The sequence below is a fragment of the Mediterraneibacter sp. 210702-DFI.3.120 genome (assembly GCF_020561005.1).
GTDB classification, from domain to species: domain Bacteria; phylum Bacillota; class Clostridia; order Lachnospirales; family Lachnospiraceae; genus Mediterraneibacter; species Mediterraneibacter faecis.
The window spans coordinates 23,692-39,577 of sequence record NZ_JAJCNG010000022.1 but is presented as its reverse complement, the minus strand read 5'-3'; the positions used below and the strand labels follow the sequence as shown (position 1 = coordinate 39,577).

The 15,886-nt window shown below is 41.7% G+C and carries 15 protein-coding genes; 5 read left to right on the top strand and 10 right to left on the bottom strand.

Annotated features, from left to right (window positions below):
* Positions 1–3: 3 nt before the first annotated feature.
* The 7 genes from LI162_RS11705 to rho form a co-directional block, all read right to left on the bottom strand.
* Entirely contained in the window at positions 4–1,191 is a 1,188-nt protein-coding gene (locus LI162_RS11705; protein WP_055144438.1) for a pyridoxal phosphate-dependent aminotransferase, read from the bottom strand.
* A complete protein-coding gene (locus LI162_RS11700) occupies positions 1,188–2,093 on the bottom strand; it encodes a DUF2156 domain-containing protein (RefSeq protein ID WP_055144442.1) in 906 nt (301 codons plus the stop codon). Before LI162_RS11700 ends, LI162_RS11705 begins: the two co-directional genes overlap by 4 nt.
* A gap of 7 nt (positions 2,094–2,100) precedes the next feature.
* Positions 2,101–3,171, bottom strand: coding sequence for a peptide chain release factor 1 (gene prfA / locus LI162_RS11695; RefSeq protein WP_020436731.1), 1,071 nt, complete (start codon positions 3,169–3,171; stop codon positions 2,101–2,103).
* 40 nt (positions 3,172–3,211) lie between these two features.
* The gene (gene prmC / locus LI162_RS11690; RefSeq protein WP_227156675.1) at positions 3,212–4,150 is read right to left on the bottom strand and encodes a peptide chain release factor N(5)-glutamine methyltransferase; all 939 of its coding nucleotides are present in this window, start codon (positions 4,148–4,150) and stop codon (positions 3,212–3,214) included.
* The gene (locus tag LI162_RS11685) at positions 4,147–5,067 is read right to left on the bottom strand and encodes a DUF1385 domain-containing protein (RefSeq protein ID WP_015528941.1); all 921 of its coding nucleotides are present in this window, start codon (positions 5,065–5,067) and stop codon (positions 4,147–4,149) included. Before LI162_RS11685 ends, prmC begins: the two co-directional genes overlap by 4 nt.
* Before the next feature lie 63 nt (positions 5,068–5,130).
* The gene (gene rpmE / locus LI162_RS11680; RefSeq protein ID WP_005609529.1) at positions 5,131–5,331 is read right to left on the bottom strand and encodes a 50S ribosomal protein L31; all 201 of its coding nucleotides are present in this window, start codon (positions 5,329–5,331) and stop codon (positions 5,131–5,133) included.
* A 91-nt stretch (positions 5,332–5,422) separates the two neighbouring features.
* The gene (gene rho, locus LI162_RS11675) at positions 5,423–6,763 is read right to left on the bottom strand and encodes a transcription termination factor Rho (RefSeq protein ID WP_015528940.1); all 1,341 of its coding nucleotides are present in this window, start codon (positions 6,761–6,763) and stop codon (positions 5,423–5,425) included.
* A 264-nt stretch (positions 6,764–7,027) separates the two neighbouring features.
* On the opposite strand from rho, the gene LI162_RS11670 reads away from it, so the two are divergent.
* From LI162_RS11670 to LI162_RS11660, 3 genes are read left to right on the top strand one after another with little or no spacing between them, the layout of a single operon-like run.
* Positions 7,028–8,176 (top strand): NAD(P)-dependent malic enzyme, encoded by a 1,149-nt coding sequence (locus LI162_RS11670; RefSeq protein ID WP_015528939.1) that lies wholly within the window; start codon positions 7,028–7,030, stop codon positions 8,174–8,176.
* Position 8,177: 1 nt separating this feature from the next.
* Positions 8,178–9,125: a TIGR01212 family radical SAM protein gene (locus tag LI162_RS11665; protein ID WP_227156673.1), complete on the top strand. Its 948-nt coding sequence runs from the start codon at positions 8,178–8,180 to the stop codon at positions 9,123–9,125.
* Entirely contained in the window at positions 9,118–9,630 is a 513-nt protein-coding gene (locus LI162_RS11660; RefSeq protein ID WP_015528937.1) for a DUF4364 family protein, read from the top strand. The genes LI162_RS11665 and LI162_RS11660 overlap by 8 nt, the downstream gene beginning before the upstream one ends.
* Here LI162_RS11660 and LI162_RS11655 read toward each other — a convergent pair.
* The 3 genes from LI162_RS11655 to LI162_RS11645 form a co-directional block, all read right to left on the bottom strand.
* A complete protein-coding gene (locus LI162_RS11655) occupies positions 9,607–10,923 on the bottom strand; it encodes a replication-associated recombination protein A (RefSeq protein WP_227156671.1) in 1,317 nt (438 codons plus the stop codon). The genes LI162_RS11660 and LI162_RS11655 overlap by 24 nt on opposite strands.
* A gap of 35 nt (positions 10,924–10,958) precedes the next feature.
* On the bottom strand, positions 10,959–11,570 hold the full coding sequence (locus LI162_RS11650) for a polysaccharide deacetylase family protein (RefSeq protein ID WP_226865754.1): 612 nt from the start codon (positions 11,568–11,570) through the stop codon (positions 10,959–10,961).
* A 157-nt stretch (positions 11,571–11,727) separates the two neighbouring features.
* Positions 11,728–12,573 carry an AraC family transcriptional regulator gene (locus LI162_RS11645; protein ID WP_117824962.1) on the bottom strand — a complete coding sequence of 282 codons (846 nt, stop codon included), beginning with the start codon at positions 12,571–12,573 and terminating at the stop codon, positions 11,728–11,730.
* A 262-nt stretch (positions 12,574–12,835) separates the two neighbouring features.
* Here LI162_RS11645 and LI162_RS11640 point away from each other — a divergent pair, with 262 nt between their 5' ends.
* On the top strand, positions 12,836–14,005 hold the full coding sequence (locus tag LI162_RS11640) for a galactokinase (protein ID WP_020436725.1): 1,170 nt from the start codon (positions 12,836–12,838) through the stop codon (positions 14,003–14,005).
* 92 nt (positions 14,006–14,097) lie between these two features.
* Positions 14,098–15,588 (top strand): UDP-glucose--hexose-1-phosphate uridylyltransferase, encoded by a 1,491-nt coding sequence (galT, locus tag LI162_RS11635; RefSeq protein ID WP_227156669.1) that lies wholly within the window; start codon positions 14,098–14,100, stop codon positions 15,586–15,588.
* The last annotated feature ends 298 nt before the right edge of the window (positions 15,589–15,886 follow it).

The following is a 15,886-nucleotide window of genomic DNA, read 5'->3' as shown; positions in this document are numbered from 1 at the left end:
CCTCTATCTATACTCTCTCGCAAGCTCCGCAAATTTGGGAAGTGCATTTACAATTGTTTCATATGCTACACAATACGCCATTCTGACATATCCGGGACATCCAAAAGAGCTTCCCGGAACGATCAGAATATTGTATTTCTTCGCGGTATTACAAAATTCTTTTTCATCTGCAACCGGTGATTTTACAAAGAGATAAAATGCTCCTTCCGGTTTGATGCACTCAAATCCAAGTTCTTTCAATCCATTATAAAGAGTCTCTCTGTTTCTGTCATAATATGAAATATCTGTCTTCTCATTCAGACATGCCTTCACCACTTTCTGCTGCAGTGTCGGTGCATTGACAAATCCAAGAATTCTCGTTGCAACGTTAGCTGCGGCGTTCAGTTTCTCACTGTCTGCCACTTCATCCGGAATTACAAGATAACCGATACGTTCTCCCGGAAGAGAAAGTGATTTACTGAAAGAATATCCTACAACTGTATTTGCATAATACTTTGTGAGATATGGAACTTCCACTCCGTCATAAGCAAGTTCTCTGTATGGTTCATCTGAAATCAGATAAATCTCTGTTCCAAATTCTTTCTGTTTCTTCTCAAGAATCGCTGCCAGCTTCTGGATCGTCTCTTCGGAATAAACAACACCTGTCGGATTATTCGGCGTATTAACGATGACTGCCTTTGTCTTTGGCGACAGCTTTTTCTCAAACTCATCAAGCTTTGGCTGGAATGTCTCTGTATCCGGAGATATCTCCACGATCACACCGTCATAATTATCCGCATAGCTTCTGTATTCTCCAAAATAAGGAGCAAACACAACAACTTCATCACCTGGATTCAGCAGTGATTTCAAAATCACATTAAGACCTCCTGCTGCTCCGACTGTCATCGTAATATTGCGGGAAGCAAAGTTTGTTCCAAAGCGTTCATTTAAAGAATCAGCAACTGCCTGTCTCACATCCTCATAACCTGCATTGCTGTTCGTATAACCGTGAAGCACGATCGGATCCTCTTCGGAAAGGATCTCGATCATTGCTTTCTTTACCGCTTCCGGTGCCGGAACATTCGGATTTCCCAAACTGAAGTCAAATACATTCTCTGCTCCGTATTTTGCTGCAAGACGGTTGCCCTCTTCAAACATTGCACGGATTGCAGAACTGTTCGCTACCATGTTTTCCATTTTTTTTGAAATCATTGCTGTCCTCCTATTCTCGTCACAAACCCTTTCTCTTCCAAAAAAGCCGGGCGATAAGATAATTTTGCCTTACGAAGTCCTTCTTCCCCGGCATCATCTTCTCTGTTCACATAAGTGTAATCCATACATTCATGTTCAACAAACTGCTGATTAATCATAGGGTATGCTCCCTGTACATCTGCAAATGCTTTCTCAATATGAACAACAAATGTATCCTTGCACAGTTCTTCCCCTACTGTAAAAGCAACAATTTTTTCGCCATTTTTCAACACTCCGCCTTTAAAGCCGAGTTCTTTGTATAAACGGAGGGAATTCAACGAAACGCACATCTCTGCGTTCTTCTCAGGATCATCATTACATCCATTCGAATTTCTCCACTTCAGAGCCATCTGAAAGCACGCTTCTACATTCTCATCACTGAGTGATTCGTAAGACCAGTCTGGATAAAGCTGCTTAAACTTATTAATATGGTTTCGCTTTCCGTGAAGTTTCTTTCCTGCAAGTGTTGCAAGCTTCTCCGTCTCATAGATGTAATCTGCCTGATCTCTGTCATATTCAATCCGGAATTGTCCCGGATACCACTCTTCCATCTGTGAAAAATTCTCCGGTGTCACACAGTAAAGACCGAATTCACAGTCTTCATCCTCGCAGATCTTCATCAATTCTTCCAGTGCAGCTTTGACGGCTTCCGGCTTTCCTACAGGGTAAGCATAAGTATGCCCATCTCCTTCATCACGAAATACAAGTGCATTATGAAGGATTGCATATTTCACTTTATACTGTCTGGACCAGAGATATACATTCGCAAATGTTCTCTCGCAGCTTCTGCTTGGAGCCTGTGCAAAATAATAGTCAATCAGTTCTTTGTCTTCCAGTTCCGGTCGTTTGAATTCCGGTATCATCCTTGTACTACTCCTCCATCTTTGCAAGCTTCGCTGTCTGATCCGCTGCAATCAGGCTGTCGATCACTTCATCCAAATCACCATTCAGAATGCTATCCAGTTTATGAAGTGTCAGCTTGATTCTATGATCTGTTACTCTTCCCTGTGGAAAATTATAAGTTCTGATCTTCTCAGAACGATCTCCTGTACCAATCTGACTTCTTCTCTCTGCTGCCTCAGAAGCCTGTTTCTTCTCAAGCTCCAGGTCATACAGTTTGGAACGAAGCAGTCGGAATGCCTTCTCTTTATTCTGCAGCTGTGATTTCTCTGTCTGGCTGTAGATCACGATTCCGGTCGGGTAATGAGTCAGTCGTACCGCAGAGTCCGTTGTATTGACACACTGTCCACCATTTCCTGATGCACGCATTACATCGATACGGATATCCTTCTCATCGATTACAACATCAACTTCTTCTGCCTCAGGCATTACGGCTACAGTAATTGTTGAAGTATGAATTCTTCCGCCACTTTCTGTCTCCGGCACACGCTGTACACGATGTACTCCACTTTCGTACTTCATACGGGAATATGCTCCCTGTCCTGTGATCATGAATACACACTCTTTAAATCCGCCGATTCCATTCTCATTCAGAGAGATCATCTCTGTCTTCCATCTACGGCTGTCTGCATAATGCACATACATACGATAAATTTCTGCCGCAAAAAGTGCAGCCTCATCTCCACCTGCACCGGCACGGATCTCAACGATAACGTTCTTATCATCATTCGGATCCTTCGGAAGAAGAAGAATCTTAAGTTCCTGCTCCAATTCTTCAATTCTGGCTTTAGATTCATTCAACTCTTCTTTTGCAAGCTCACGCATCTCTTCATCTGATTCTTCTTCCAGGATCATCAGACTCTCTTCTACATTCTGCTTACAGTTCTTATATTCCTGATAAGCTTCAACGATTGGTGCAAGATCACTCTGCTCTTTCATCAGCTTACGGAAACGTTCCGGATCATTTGCCACATCCGGCTCCTGAAGTTCACCCATTACTTCCTGGTAACGAATTACCAAATCCTCTAATCTGTCAAACATAGTTCTATATCCTCTTCTATTTTTTATCTTCTTTATCTTTTTAATAGTACACGCCACAGACGATGCGGTCAAGTCCTGCCAGGTCCTTTTTTACGAACACCTTGTCATATCCTGCTTTTTTCATAAGATCAGAAACTTCTTTGCCCTGGTCATATCCAATCTCGAAAGCAAGTATTCCTCCTGTTTTCAGGAATTGTTTTGCATCAGTAACAATCTTCCGGTAGAAATACAATCCGTCTTCTTTCCCATCCAATGCACTGAATGGATCGTGAAGTTTCACTTCGTCTTGAAGCTTCTCAATTTCTGCTGTTCTGATATAAGGTGGGTTTGATAAGATCATATCATAGGTTTCACTGACATTTTCAAAAAGATCACTCAAAATCCAGTTCACTTTTCCATTCTCATCCTTTTTCGTGCTTCTCAAATGTTTTTCATTTTTCTGCGCTACCATAAGAGCCTGCTCCGAAAAGTCAACACCTGTTCCTTCTATAAATATACCCTTTTGTTCTGCATAATGCATTACGCTCAGAAGAATACATCCTGACCCGGTACACATATCCAACAGTTGCAAACAACCTTTTGATCTGAATATCTCTTGTTTCATTATCTCCAGTGCCTCTTCCACAAGCACTTCTGTATCTTGTCTTGGAATCAGCACATGTTCATTCACCAGAAATTCAAGCCCCATAAATTCCTGACTTCCTGTAATATGCTGCAATGGAATATGATTTCTTCTTTTTTCAAGATATTCTTTATACTTTTCCCATGCTTCCGGATCCATGCTCTGATCCGGATCCATATAATAGCGAGCTTTCGTAATCCCTGTCACAAATTCCACCAGATACCACGCATCCAGATCTGCCTCTGTAATTCCTGCTTTCGCAAGAATTTCTTTTCCTTCTTTATATGCATTTTTCAAACTTATTGAATCGCTGCAATCTGTTTTATACACTGTCCTCTTGTCTGATTCTGTTCTCATTGCTTCAGGTTCTCCTCCTGCCATGTCTTCCAGTCAAACACTGCTTCCACTGCTTTGATCCCAACCTCGATCATACTGTCATCCGGTTCTTTTGTTGTCAGATTCTGAACCCAGAGTCCCGGTTTACTAAGTACATTGATTACCGGATGATCGCTGTTTCCTGCCAGACGGATCAATTCATAAGAGATTCCTGCAATCAACGGAAGCAGGGCGATCCGAAGAAGTACTCTCACAATCTGGGACTTTGCCGTAATAAAAAAGCAGACAATAATGCTTACGATCATGACAAAGAAAAGAAAGCTCGTTCCACATCTCTTATGTTGTTTGGAACTCTTCCGTACATTTTCTACATTTAATTCCAATCCATGTTCGATGCAATTAATACATTTATGCTCTGCCCCGTGATACATAAATGTTCTCTTAATATCCTTTGTTCTGGAAATCAGAACAATATAGATCAGGAAAATAGCAACGCGGATCACACCTTCTAAAACAGTCATCACAAGATGTGAAGAGGTATGCTTTTCTATAATACTACTCAGATAATACGGAAGAACCATAAAAATACCAACCGCAATCAAGACAGAAACCACAACTGTCAGATTCATGATCAGTTTTTCCTTCTTCTCCTGCTTTCTTGCCTCATCTTCTGTAAGAATTTCTTCTTCCTCGTCTTCAAAAAAACTTGCAGAATAAGTCAATGTCTTCATTCCCAGCACAAGAGAATCCACAAAATTAAAAATCCCCCGAATGAAAGGAATCTTTTGCGGTGCCTTCCATGGGAGAACTCCTTTGTATTCCTGAATATCAACTTCAATCTCTCCATCTGGTTTCCGGACGGCAACGGAATATGTTTCCCGATTCTTCATCATAATGCCTTCCAGCACTGCCTGGCCGCCTATATTCGATGATTTCATATATTTCTCCTAAACACAAAGAGGACTGAGATTTCCACCTCAGCCCTCATCACTTCGTATTTCTTATTTAATACCGTATTTCTTATTGAACTTATCAACACGGCCACGAGCCTGTGTTGCTTTCTGCTGACCTGTGTAGAATGGATGACACTTGGAGCAGATTTCTACGTGGATGTTCTCCTTTGTAGATCCTGTAACAAATGTGTTTCCACAGTTGCATGTTACAGTTGCCTGATAATAATTAGGATGGATACCTTCGCGCATGATTTTCACCTCTCTATTTTTAAATTACTTATTATTTTCTCTAAACAGCTTTCTAATTGTATCACACATTTTTTAATAATGCAACACCTTTTTAAATAAATTTCTGACGGATGATCTGCTGAACAAGCTCTTCGTTTGTTTTTGTACGGGAAAACATATTCAAAAGATTGTCCACTGCCTCTTCTGATTTCATGCCGTTCATTGCTTTTCTCATAATATAAACTGCATCCTGTTCTTCCTTTGTAAGAAGAAGATCTTCTCTTCTTGTTCCTGATTTTGGAATATCAATTGCCGGGAACACTCTTTTCTCCTGAAGCTTTCTGTCAAGCATCAGTTCCATGTTACCTGTCCCCTTAAATTCTTCATAAACAACATCATCCATCTTGCTTCCTGTATCAACCAGTGCTGTTGCAAGAATCGTAAGGCTTCCACCTTCTCTCATATTTCTTGCTGCTCCGAAGAAACGCTTTGGACTGTAAAGTGCTGCCGGATCAAGACCTCCGGAAAGTGTTCTTCCTGATGGTGGAACGATCAGGTTATATGCTCTTGAAAGTCTTGTGATGCTGTCAAGGAGAATCATAACGTCTTTTCCATGCTCTACCAGACGTTTTGCTCTTGAGATAACCATTTCTGATACTCGTTTGTGATGCTCCGGAAGTTCATCAAATGTAGAATGAATCACCTCTACATTCGGACCTTCAATTGCCTCACGAATATCAGTTACCTCTTCCGGACGTTCATCGATCAACAGAATCAGAAGATGCATATTCGGTTCTGTCTTCTGTACAGATAATGCAACTTCTTTTAATAATGTAGTTTTTCCTGCTTTCGGTGGAGATACGATCATACCTCTCTGTCCCTTTCCAATAGGGGAAACAAGATCAACAATACGCATTGCTGTTGTACAGCCCGGATTCTCCAGACGGATTCTCTGATTCGGGAAAATCGGAGTCAGGTCTTCAAAGTTCTTTCTCTTCATTGCCTCTGCCGGGCGCAGTCCATTGATCGTAGACACATAAAGAAGTGCACTGAACTTTTCTCCCTGCGTCTTAACTCTTGTATTTCCTGTCAGGATATCGCCTGTTTTAAGTCCGAATCTGCGAATCTGGGAAGGAGCAACATAGACATCTCCATCTCCCGGAAGATAATTGTCAGAACGAATGAATCCATATCCATCCTGAAGTACCTCAAGGATTCCGTTTGCTGTAAAACCACTGTCCAACTGTTCAATATCTGTCTCTTCTTTTTTCTCTTCTTTTACTTCTTCTCTCGCTTCTTCTGCTGCCTCTTTCTGCTCTTCCTGCTCATCCAGCTCAAGCATTGCATCGATCAGATCGCCTTTCTTTAATGTAGAAACACCTCTCATCTTTCTTGCTTTTGCAAGTTCTTTCAATGTTGCCAGCGGCAATGATTCATATTTTTCTCGTGTCATATTCTTTTCCTTTCTTTTCAGGTAAATTTGTTCTGTCAATCCACTTCACATGTGCCCTTTTCACATACTGGATTATTCATTCATACTTCGGGAATACAAGTCTGATTCGACTTTAATGGAAATTTGCTTTAAATATGGTGTTATTATACAGTATATTTTTCTAAAAAGAAAGAACTTTTTGAACTTTTCTCTGTTTTCCTGTACTTGCGTGTTTCCTTTTTCAGTGGTATCATTAATTCAATCAAATCAGAGAGGTATAAAATCATGACAAACAATGAAAAAGCTTTAAAAATGCATGAAGAATGGAATGGTAAGATAGAGACAACTGCCAAAGCGCATGTCAACTCAAGAGAAGATCTTGCCATCGCTTATACTCCGGGTGTTGCTGAACCTTGTAAGGTGATCGCACAGGATCCCGAAGCTGCATATAAATACACTATGAAAGCCAATACAGTTGCTGTTGTATCTGACGGAAGCGCTGTTCTTGGTCTTGGAAACATCGGTGCACTTGCTGCTATGCCGGTTATGGAGGGAAAAGCGGTCCTGTTCAAGGAATTCGGTGGTGTCAATGCAGTTCCGATCTGTCTGGATACACAGGACACAGAAGAGATCATTAAATCTGTAGTCAACATCGCACCGGCTTTCGGCGGAATCAACCTGGAAGATATTTCAGCTCCACGCTGTTTCGAAATCGAAACACGCCTGAAAGAACTTCTGAACATTCCGGTTTTCCATGATGACCAGCACGGAACAGCTATCGTTGTCCTCGCCGGAATCATCAATGCCCTGAAAGTAACTGGAAAGAAAAAGGAAGATTGCCGTGTTGTAGTGAATGGAGCCGGATCTGCCGGAGTTGCTATCACAAAGCTGCTTCTCACTTATGGTTTCCCTCATATTACAATGTGTGACATCAACGGAATCATTTCCAAGAACTCACCGAACCTGAACTGGATGCAGCAGCAGATGACTGAAGTTACAAATCTGGAAGAACGCACAGGAACACTTGCCGATGCATTAAAAGGTGCTGATATTTTCGTTGGTGTTTCTGCTCCGAATATTGTTTCTAAAGAGATGGTTGCTTCCATGAATAAGGATGCGATTCTGTTCGCCATGGCGAACCCTGTACCGGAGATCATGCCTGACCTTGCAAAAGAAGCAGGTGCCAAAGTTGTCGGAACAGGACGTTCTGACTTCCCGAACCAGGTAAACAATGTCGTTGCATTCCCTGGTATTTTCAAAGGTGCATTAGAAGGACGTGCCACACAGATTACAGAAGAAATGAAACTTGCCGCTGCCAATGCAATCGCAGGTCTTGTTCCGGAAGAAGAATTGAATGAAAACAACATTCTTCCGGAAGCCTTTGATCCTCGTGTAGCAGACACAGTAAGCAAAGCAATTAAGGATTTAATCTAATATGTGGGGAGAGAAGCGCTACCACTCTCTTGACTATGCATTGAAATCCCAGTTTGGAGAGAAAGTATATCGCATTGCATTGAACGGCGGTATGACTTGTCCGAACCGTGATGGTAAGATCGGATATGGTGGCTGTATTTTCTGCAGTGGTATGGGTTCTGGAGATTTTGCCGGTTCTGCCTGCAAAACGATTACAGAACAGCTTGCAGAAGGGAAAGCCATTCTTGCCAGAAAGCGTCCGGTGCATGCTTATATCGCATATTTCCAGGCCTTTACGAGTACCTATGCCCCCATAGAATATTTGCGGAAAGTTTTTACAGAAGCAATTGTGGACCCCGATGTGAAAGTACTTGCAATCGCAACCCGCCCTGACTGTTTAGATTCTGATGTTCTGGAACTTTTAGATGAATTGAATCAGATCAAGCCCGTCTGGGTTGAACTTGGTCTTCAAACCATTCACCCAGAATCCGCCAGATACATTCGCAGAGGCTATCCTTTAGAGGTATTTGATACTGCTGTGCATGAACTGAAACGCCGGAATCTGACTGTTATCGTACATGTCATTTTATTTCTGCCCGGAGAGACTCACGAAATGATGCTTGAGACAATCGAATATTTGAATCATTCAGATATTGACGGAATCAAGTTGCAGCTTCTCCACATTTTGGAAGGAACTGATCTTGCAGTTGAATATCAGAAATTTCTTTCAGATCCTGCCTATACCGGTCCTGCTTTCCATATCCCGGATGCGGACGAATACATCCGTCTGCTCACTGAATGTATCCAGCATTTGCGTCCGGGAATTGTCATTCACCGACTGACCGGTGACGGACCGAAGGATCTCTTGATCGCACCTCTGTGGACAGGCGCAAAACGAACTGTTTTAAATCAGATTCACAAATATATGAAAGATCATGACTTGTACCAGGGAAAGGAGTATTATGGCTGAAACATTTACATTATATAAACTGATCGTGTTGTACATGTTGGATAGAGTCGATTTTCCGCTTACAACTTCCCAGATATCAGAATTCATTCTGGATAAAGGGTATACAACTTATTTCCGTCTTCAGTCTGCGCTTGCAGAATTAACGGATTCCGGGCTTCTGAAAATTGAGCTGACACATAATCGTACGCTTTATAATCTTACAGAAGAAGGGGCTGCTACGATCAACTATTTCAGAAATAAAATTTCTCCTGAGATTCGTCAGGAAATTGATAATTTTATCAATGAGAAAAAATATGATCTGAAAGAAGAGGTTTCTGTTAAATCAGATTACTATCTAAATACAAACCATGAATATGAAGTAAAATGCCAGATTTTAGAAAATGGCTCCCACCTCATTGATATGACACTCACTGTGCCAACTCAGACTGAGGCAGAAGCCATTGTAAATAACTGGAATCGAAAGAATCAGGAGATTTACGCTTTACTGCTCTCGCAGCTTCTGTAAACGCTCCTTGATCTGTTTTTCATAACCAAGGTCGCCGGGTTCATAGAACCTGGCGTCTTTTATTTCATCCGGAAGATACTGCTGATCCACATAATGATTTGGATAATCATGTGCGTACTTATATCCTATTCCGTGTCCTAATTTCTGTGCACCTTTATAATGTGCATCCTGAAGGTGTGTCGGAACAGTTGTTTTATTGTTCCGTACTGCATCATTCGCTGCAAATATTGCATTAACGGCAGAATTACTCTTTGGCGCAGATGCCACATAAGTCACCGCCTGTGAAAGAATGATCTGAGATTCCGGCATTCCGATCCGCTCAACTGCCTGTGCAGCCGCAACCGCAACAGTAAGTGCCATCGGATCCGCATTTCCAACATCTTCAGATGCACAAATCATAATTCTTCTCGCTATAAACTTCACATCTTCTCCTGCATACAACATCTTTGCAAGATAAAAGACCGCTGCATCCGGATCTGAGCCGCGCATGCTCTTAATAAATGCAGAGATAATATCGTAATGGTTATCTCCTTTTTTGTCATAATTCACCACTCGTTTCTGGATGCATTCTGACGCAACATCCAGAGTAATATGAATTTGTCCATCTTCGCTTCTGTCCGTTGTCAGTACACCCAGTTCAATCGCATTCAGTGCGTTTCTTGCATCTCCACCTGACACATCTGCCAAAAATTCAAGTGCATCATCTTCTATCACTGCATGAAAGCTTCCAAGACCTTTCTCAGTATCATTCACTGCACGGAGAAGCAGTTCCTTAATATCCGCCTTCTCCAGTGGACGCAATTCAAAAATACTTGATCTCGAAATCAAAGCTCCATTTACCTCAAAATAAGGATTCTCCGTTGTTGCGCCAATCAGGATCAACGTTCCATCTTCCACAAATGGAAGCAGATAATCCTGCTGCCCTTTGTTAAAGCGATGAATCTCATCAATAAAAAGAATCGTCTTTTTTCCATACATTCCCTGCAGATCTTTTGCTTCTTTCACTACTTCTTCCATATCTTTCTTTCCGGCAACTGTCGCATTGATCTGTTTGAACTCTGCGCTGGTTGTATGTGCGATCACCTTTGCCAGTGTTGTCTTTCCTGTTCCCGGAGGTCCGTAAAAAATCAAAGAACTCAGCTTATCTGCCTTAATTGCCCGGTAAAGCAATTTATCTTTTCCTATGATATGCTTCTGTCCCACTACTTCATCCAGTGTCACCGGACGCATCCTGGATGCAAGCGGGGATTCCTTCTCTTTATTTGTCTCTCTCATATAATCAAATAAATCCATCTTTCTCTCCTGTTTTCAATCTTATATTCACATTTTTAATCCATGATCAGATGATCCACTGTCACAAACTCATAGCCTTTTCCCTGCAGCAGATCTACAATCCGTATAGCTGCCTGCACAGAAGAAGGATAACAATCATGTAATAAAATAACATCTCCCGGATTTATCTCTTCCACAACTGTTTTTACAACCGCCCCTGTATCTTCGGTCATCCAGTCCAGCGGATCCACCGTCCATCCGATATATATTCTGTTCAGATCTTGTTCGCTGTCCACCGGGAGTTCCCCGTAAGGCGCTCTTACAAACACCGGTTGTTTTCCCGTTATCTTTTCAATCACTGTATCTGTCTGTTCCAGTTCTTTTTTTGCTTCTCCCGTTTCCAGCTTTGACAGATTGCAATGTGTATAAGTATGATTTCCGATCAAATGACCTTCTTCATACATTCTTTTCACAATTTTTTCATTCTCGTCTTTTTCTACATTTTCGCCGATCAGGAAAAAGGTTGCCCGCACTTTACGTTCCTTCAATCCATCCAGTAGAATCGGGGTCGAGGATGCATTTGGCCCGTCATCAAATGTAAGCGCAACAACCGGTTTTACCTCATCTGATACATTCTGACTTCGCACTGAATCAGATGAAACGCTCATTGTTTTTCTCCCATCCATCTTTATCAGAAATGGGGACATACCAAAAAACACCAGAAGACAGAAAAACTGTACTACATAACCCCATCTTTTTCCAGACATCATGACAGCTTCCCGCCTTTGACATTCTTACTCTATTCTTATGTCCTGCACCTCGGCATCATTCCTTCTTTTTTCTATGCTTTTCTCTGTATTCCGTCGGACTTGTCTTCTTCACTTTCCGGAATGCCTTCGAAAAATAAAGATTATTCTCAAAACCAACAGAATATGCAATCGCCGAAACCGACAGCCCCGTCTCTTTCAACAGACGGCAAGCCTGCTGGATTCTGTATTCTGTCAGATATTCTTTTGGCGAACAATTCATATAGGTCTGAAAAGAGCGGAACAGATGACTTCTGCTGATTCCTACATAGTCTGCAATATCTTCCACCGTCACGGGATAAGAATAATTGGTTTCTATATAGTTTTCTGCCTTTTCTACATACAAAAGCTTTGCATCTCTTTCCTGATCTTCCCCTTCATGATAGTGCATAAAGACTGACAGAAGACTGTAAAGTGCTCCTGTCATGGCAACCGCTTCTTCATACCCATTGCCCTTTGCATTATAAATCTGTTCCAATCCATTCCGAATCTGGTCATCCGGCACATTTCCTCTTTTTAAAAAAGGACGTTCTTTCAAAAACCCTGTATTTCGAATGATCGATGCCGCATCCGTCCCCATGAATCCTGCCCAGGCATATTCCCATGGCTCCTGCTGATCGGCATAATACTTTACTTCCACGCCCGGATATAAGATAAAAGTATCTCCGGCTTCTAATTTCCATGTCTTTTCTCCAACTGTATAGTATCCTGTTCCTGACAAAATGTGATGGATACAATAATGATCCCTGACTCCGGGGCCCCACTGATATCCTGCTTCACACCTTTGATATCCCGTGTTATATACAGACAGCGAAGTCATCAGAATTTCTCCTGACTTATACGAATGTTTGTAAGTCTCTGCCATCTTCCGGCTCCTTTCCCGTATCCTGTGATCTATGATGTGAGTGCCAAAAGAAAATTTTGCCACTCACTGCTGTAACCGGATTGCTCTATTGCTATGCAATTCCCGCAATCCTCCTCATCATTATTATAACACCTCGTCTTTTTAATGCAACATTATTACATACCACAGCACGTATTTTTTATAGACGTTTCCACTCGTTAACGCTATAATAAATATAAATAAATCAGATCGATACGATTACTTTAAATGGAGGTAAATAATGATGAAGAAAAAATTGTTTGATATGTTTGCAGAACTTTTTGGTGATTCCGAAGGAGCTCGTTTTTACTTTTCTCCTGGACGCGTGAATCTGATTGGTGAACACACAGATTATAACGGTGGACATGTATTTCCATGTGCACTGACACTTGGTACTTACGGTGCCGCACGCAAAAGAGAGGATAACAAGATCCATCTTTATTCCATGAATCTGGACTCCTTTGGTGTTGTAGAAGCATCTCTTGATGATCTGACAAATAAAAAAGAATACAACTGGGCAAACTATCCGCTTGGTATAGTCTGGGCATTCAAAGAAAAAGGACATACAATCACAAGTGGTTTTGATATGGTAATCTGGGGAAATATCCCGAACGGTTCCGGACTTTCCTCTTCTGCTTCCCTTGAAGTTCTCACTGGTGTGATCCTGACAGACCTGTTCGAGATCAAAGATCTTTCCATGACAGATCTTGCACTGATCGGCCAGTATTCTGAGAATAACTTCAATGGATGCAACTGTGGTATCATGGATCAGTTTGCTGTTGCCATGGGTAAAAAAGACCACGCAATTTTCCTTGACACAAGTGATTTAAGCTACGAATATGCACCTTGCGTTCTTGATGGTGCCAAGATTGTAATCACAAACAGTAAAGTAAAGCATAGTCTTGTTGATTCTGCTTATAACGACAGAAGAAACGAATGTGCTGCTGCACTGAAAGCACTTCAGAGCGAACTTGACATTCAGGCACTTGGCGATCTTACTCCTGAAGAATTCGAAGCACACAAATCCTTGATCAAAGATGAGATCCAGTTACAGCGTGCAAAACATGCTGTATACGAAAACCAGCGTACAATCGATGCTGTTACAGCACTGAAAGCCGGAGACATTGAAAGCTTCGGAAAATTAATGAATCAGTCTCACATTTCACTGCGTGATGATTATGATGTATCCTGTGAAGAGATTGATATCCTTGTAGACCTTGCATGGAAGATTCCTGGTGTTCTTGGTTCCCGTATCACAGGCGGCGGATTTGGCGGTTGCACAGTCAGCATCGTAAAAGATGAATCCATAGATACATTTATCGAAACCATCGGAAAAACATATCTTGAAAAGGTAGGACATGAAGCTGAGTTCTACACAGTAGATATCGGAGACGGTGCTTCTCGTCTCGACTAATACTCGTCTCTACTGAGATCAGATATGAAGTAACGTATATTTTGTTATAGGAATGCCATTGGCATTCCTTAATTTAAGGAGGTCCTTGACATATGCTTTATGATGCGATCAAAAAATTAGTACAGTACGGAATCAATACCGGAATCACTCCGGAATCCGAAAGAATTTATACAACGAATCTTCTTCTGGATCTGTTCCACGAAGATAACTATGAAGATGTTGACTGTGATCTGAACAATCTTGTTCTGGAAGACATTCTTGCAGAACTTTTAGATATCGCCGCAGAACGCGGAATCATTGAAAACAGCATCGGCTACCGTGATTTATTTGACACAAAACTGATGAATACCCTGATGCCACGCCCATCACAGATCCAGCAGACTTTCTGGGAAAAATATAAAGTTTCTCCGGAGACAGCTACTGATTATTATTACAAATTAAGCCAGGACAGTGATTATATCCGCAGATACCGTATTGCTAAGGACCGCAAATGGACGGTTGACACAAAATACGGCACTCTTGACATTACAATCAATCTTTCCAAACCAGAGAAAGATCCTAAAGCGATTGCAGCAGCAGGAAAAGCAAAATCCTCTTCCTATCCAAAATGTCAGCTCTGTATGGAAAACGAAGGATATGCAGGACGCCTTGATCATCCGGCTCGTGAGAACCACAGAATCATCCCGATCACAATTCAGGATAACCCTTGGGGATTCCAGTACTCCCCTTATGTATACTATAACGAGCACTGCATCGTATTCAACGGACAGCATGTTCCAATGAAGATCGACCGCAACGCTTTCGAAAAGCTTTTTGATTTCATCAAACTTTTCCCACACTACTTCCTGGGATCCAATGCAGACCTTCCGATCGTTGGCGGTTCTATCTTAAGCCACGATCATTTCCAGGGTGGAAATTATACTTTCGCAATGGCTAAAGCTCCGATCATTGAACACTTCACTGTGAAAGGTTACGAAGATGTAACTGCCGGTATCGTAAAATGGCCTCTGTCTGTTATCCGTCTTCAGAGCAAAGAAGTAAAACCTCTGATTGATCTGGCTGAACACATTTTAAATGCATGGAGATCTTATACAGATGAAGATGCTTTCATCTTCGCTGAGACAGACGGTACACCGCACAACACGATCACACCGATTGCAAGAAAGCGTGGAGATCTCTACGAACTCGACCTGACATTGAGAAATAATATCACCACAGAAGAACATCCGCTTGGTGTCTACCATCCACATGCTAAACTGCACCATATTAAGAAAGAAAACATCGGTCTTATCGAAGTAATGGGACTTGCTGTTCTCCCTGCAAGATTAAAAGGAGAGATGGAACTTCTGAAAGATTACATCTTGACAGGAAAAGATATCCGCAGCAATGAACAGATTGCAAAACACGCTGACTGGGTAGATGAATTCCTTCCGAATTACACATCCATCACAGAGGAGAATGTTGAAGAGATCCTTCAGCAGGAAGTCGGAAAAGTATTCTGCGAAGTACTCGAAGATGCCGGAGTTTATAAGTGTAATGAAAAAGGACTGGAGGCATTCCATCGTTTTGTAGGGGTGTTGTAATTTGTTGAACTTGGATTCATAACTCTTTAAACAAGTACTTTTTAATAAAACCAGACGTGAGGGAGTCACTGTATTGCATCGGACACCGGCCCGCTTTACCTCATCCCTTTGACAATCTGTAACGAAAAAGCCAGAACACTCACCGTGCGTGATTCGTGTCTGGCTTTTTCTAACAGATTCTGCAAAGTGTATTCGGAACGCTCCTGCCTTAAATGTGTCCTCAACAATACAGTGGCTCCCTCACTCGATTTTTCAAATGAGTAGTACCTGTTCCAAGTGGAACGAATCCAGAAAACAA

What these genes read in the sequence shown, in the direction of transcription:
- LI162_RS11685 (WP_015528941.1), bottom strand. Translation starts at nt 5,067, where the DNA reads ATGAAATCATCGAATATAGGCGGCCAGGCAGTGCTGGAAGGCATTATG.
- LI162_RS11705 (WP_055144438.1), bottom strand. Translation starts at nt 1,191, where the DNA reads ATGATTTCAAAAAAAATGGAAAACATGGTAGCGAACAGTTCTGCAATC.
- prmC (WP_227156675.1), bottom strand. Translation starts at nt 4,150, where the DNA reads ATGAGAACAGAATCAGACAAGAGGACAGTGTATAAAACAGATTGCAGC.
- LI162_RS11650 (WP_226865754.1), bottom strand. Translation starts at nt 11,570, where the DNA reads ATGAGCGTTTCATCTGATTCAGTGCGAAGTCAGAATGTATCAGATGAG.
- LI162_RS11660 (WP_015528937.1), top strand. Translation starts at nt 9,118, where the DNA reads ATGGCTGAAACATTTACATTATATAAACTGATCGTGTTGTACATGTTG.
- LI162_RS11655 (WP_227156671.1), bottom strand. Translation starts at nt 10,923, where the DNA reads ATGGATTTATTTGATTATATGAGAGAGACAAATAAAGAGAAGGAATCC.
- LI162_RS11665 (WP_227156673.1), top strand. Translation starts at nt 8,178, where the DNA reads ATGTGGGGAGAGAAGCGCTACCACTCTCTTGACTATGCATTGAAATCC.
- LI162_RS11670 (WP_015528939.1), top strand. Translation starts at nt 7,028, where the DNA reads ATGACAAACAATGAAAAAGCTTTAAAAATGCATGAAGAATGGAATGGT.
- LI162_RS11645 (WP_117824962.1), bottom strand. Translation starts at nt 12,573, where the DNA reads ATGGCAGAGACTTACAAACATTCGTATAAGTCAGGAGAAATTCTGATG.
- rpmE (WP_005609529.1), bottom strand. Translation starts at nt 5,331, where the DNA reads ATGCGCGAAGGTATCCATCCTAATTATTATCAGGCAACTGTAACATGC.
- galT (WP_227156669.1), top strand. Translation starts at nt 14,098, where the DNA reads ATGCTTTATGATGCGATCAAAAAATTAGTACAGTACGGAATCAATACC.
- rho (WP_015528940.1), bottom strand. Translation starts at nt 6,763, where the DNA reads ATGACACGAGAAAAATATGAATCATTGCCGCTGGCAACATTGAAAGAA.
- LI162_RS11700 (WP_055144442.1), bottom strand. Translation starts at nt 2,093, where the DNA reads ATGATACCGGAATTCAAACGACCGGAACTGGAAGACAAAGAACTGATT.
- LI162_RS11640 (WP_020436725.1), top strand. Translation starts at nt 12,836, where the DNA reads ATGAAGAAAAAATTGTTTGATATGTTTGCAGAACTTTTTGGTGATTCC.
- prfA (WP_020436731.1), bottom strand. Translation starts at nt 3,171, where the DNA reads ATGTTTGACAGATTAGAGGATTTGGTAATTCGTTACCAGGAAGTAATG.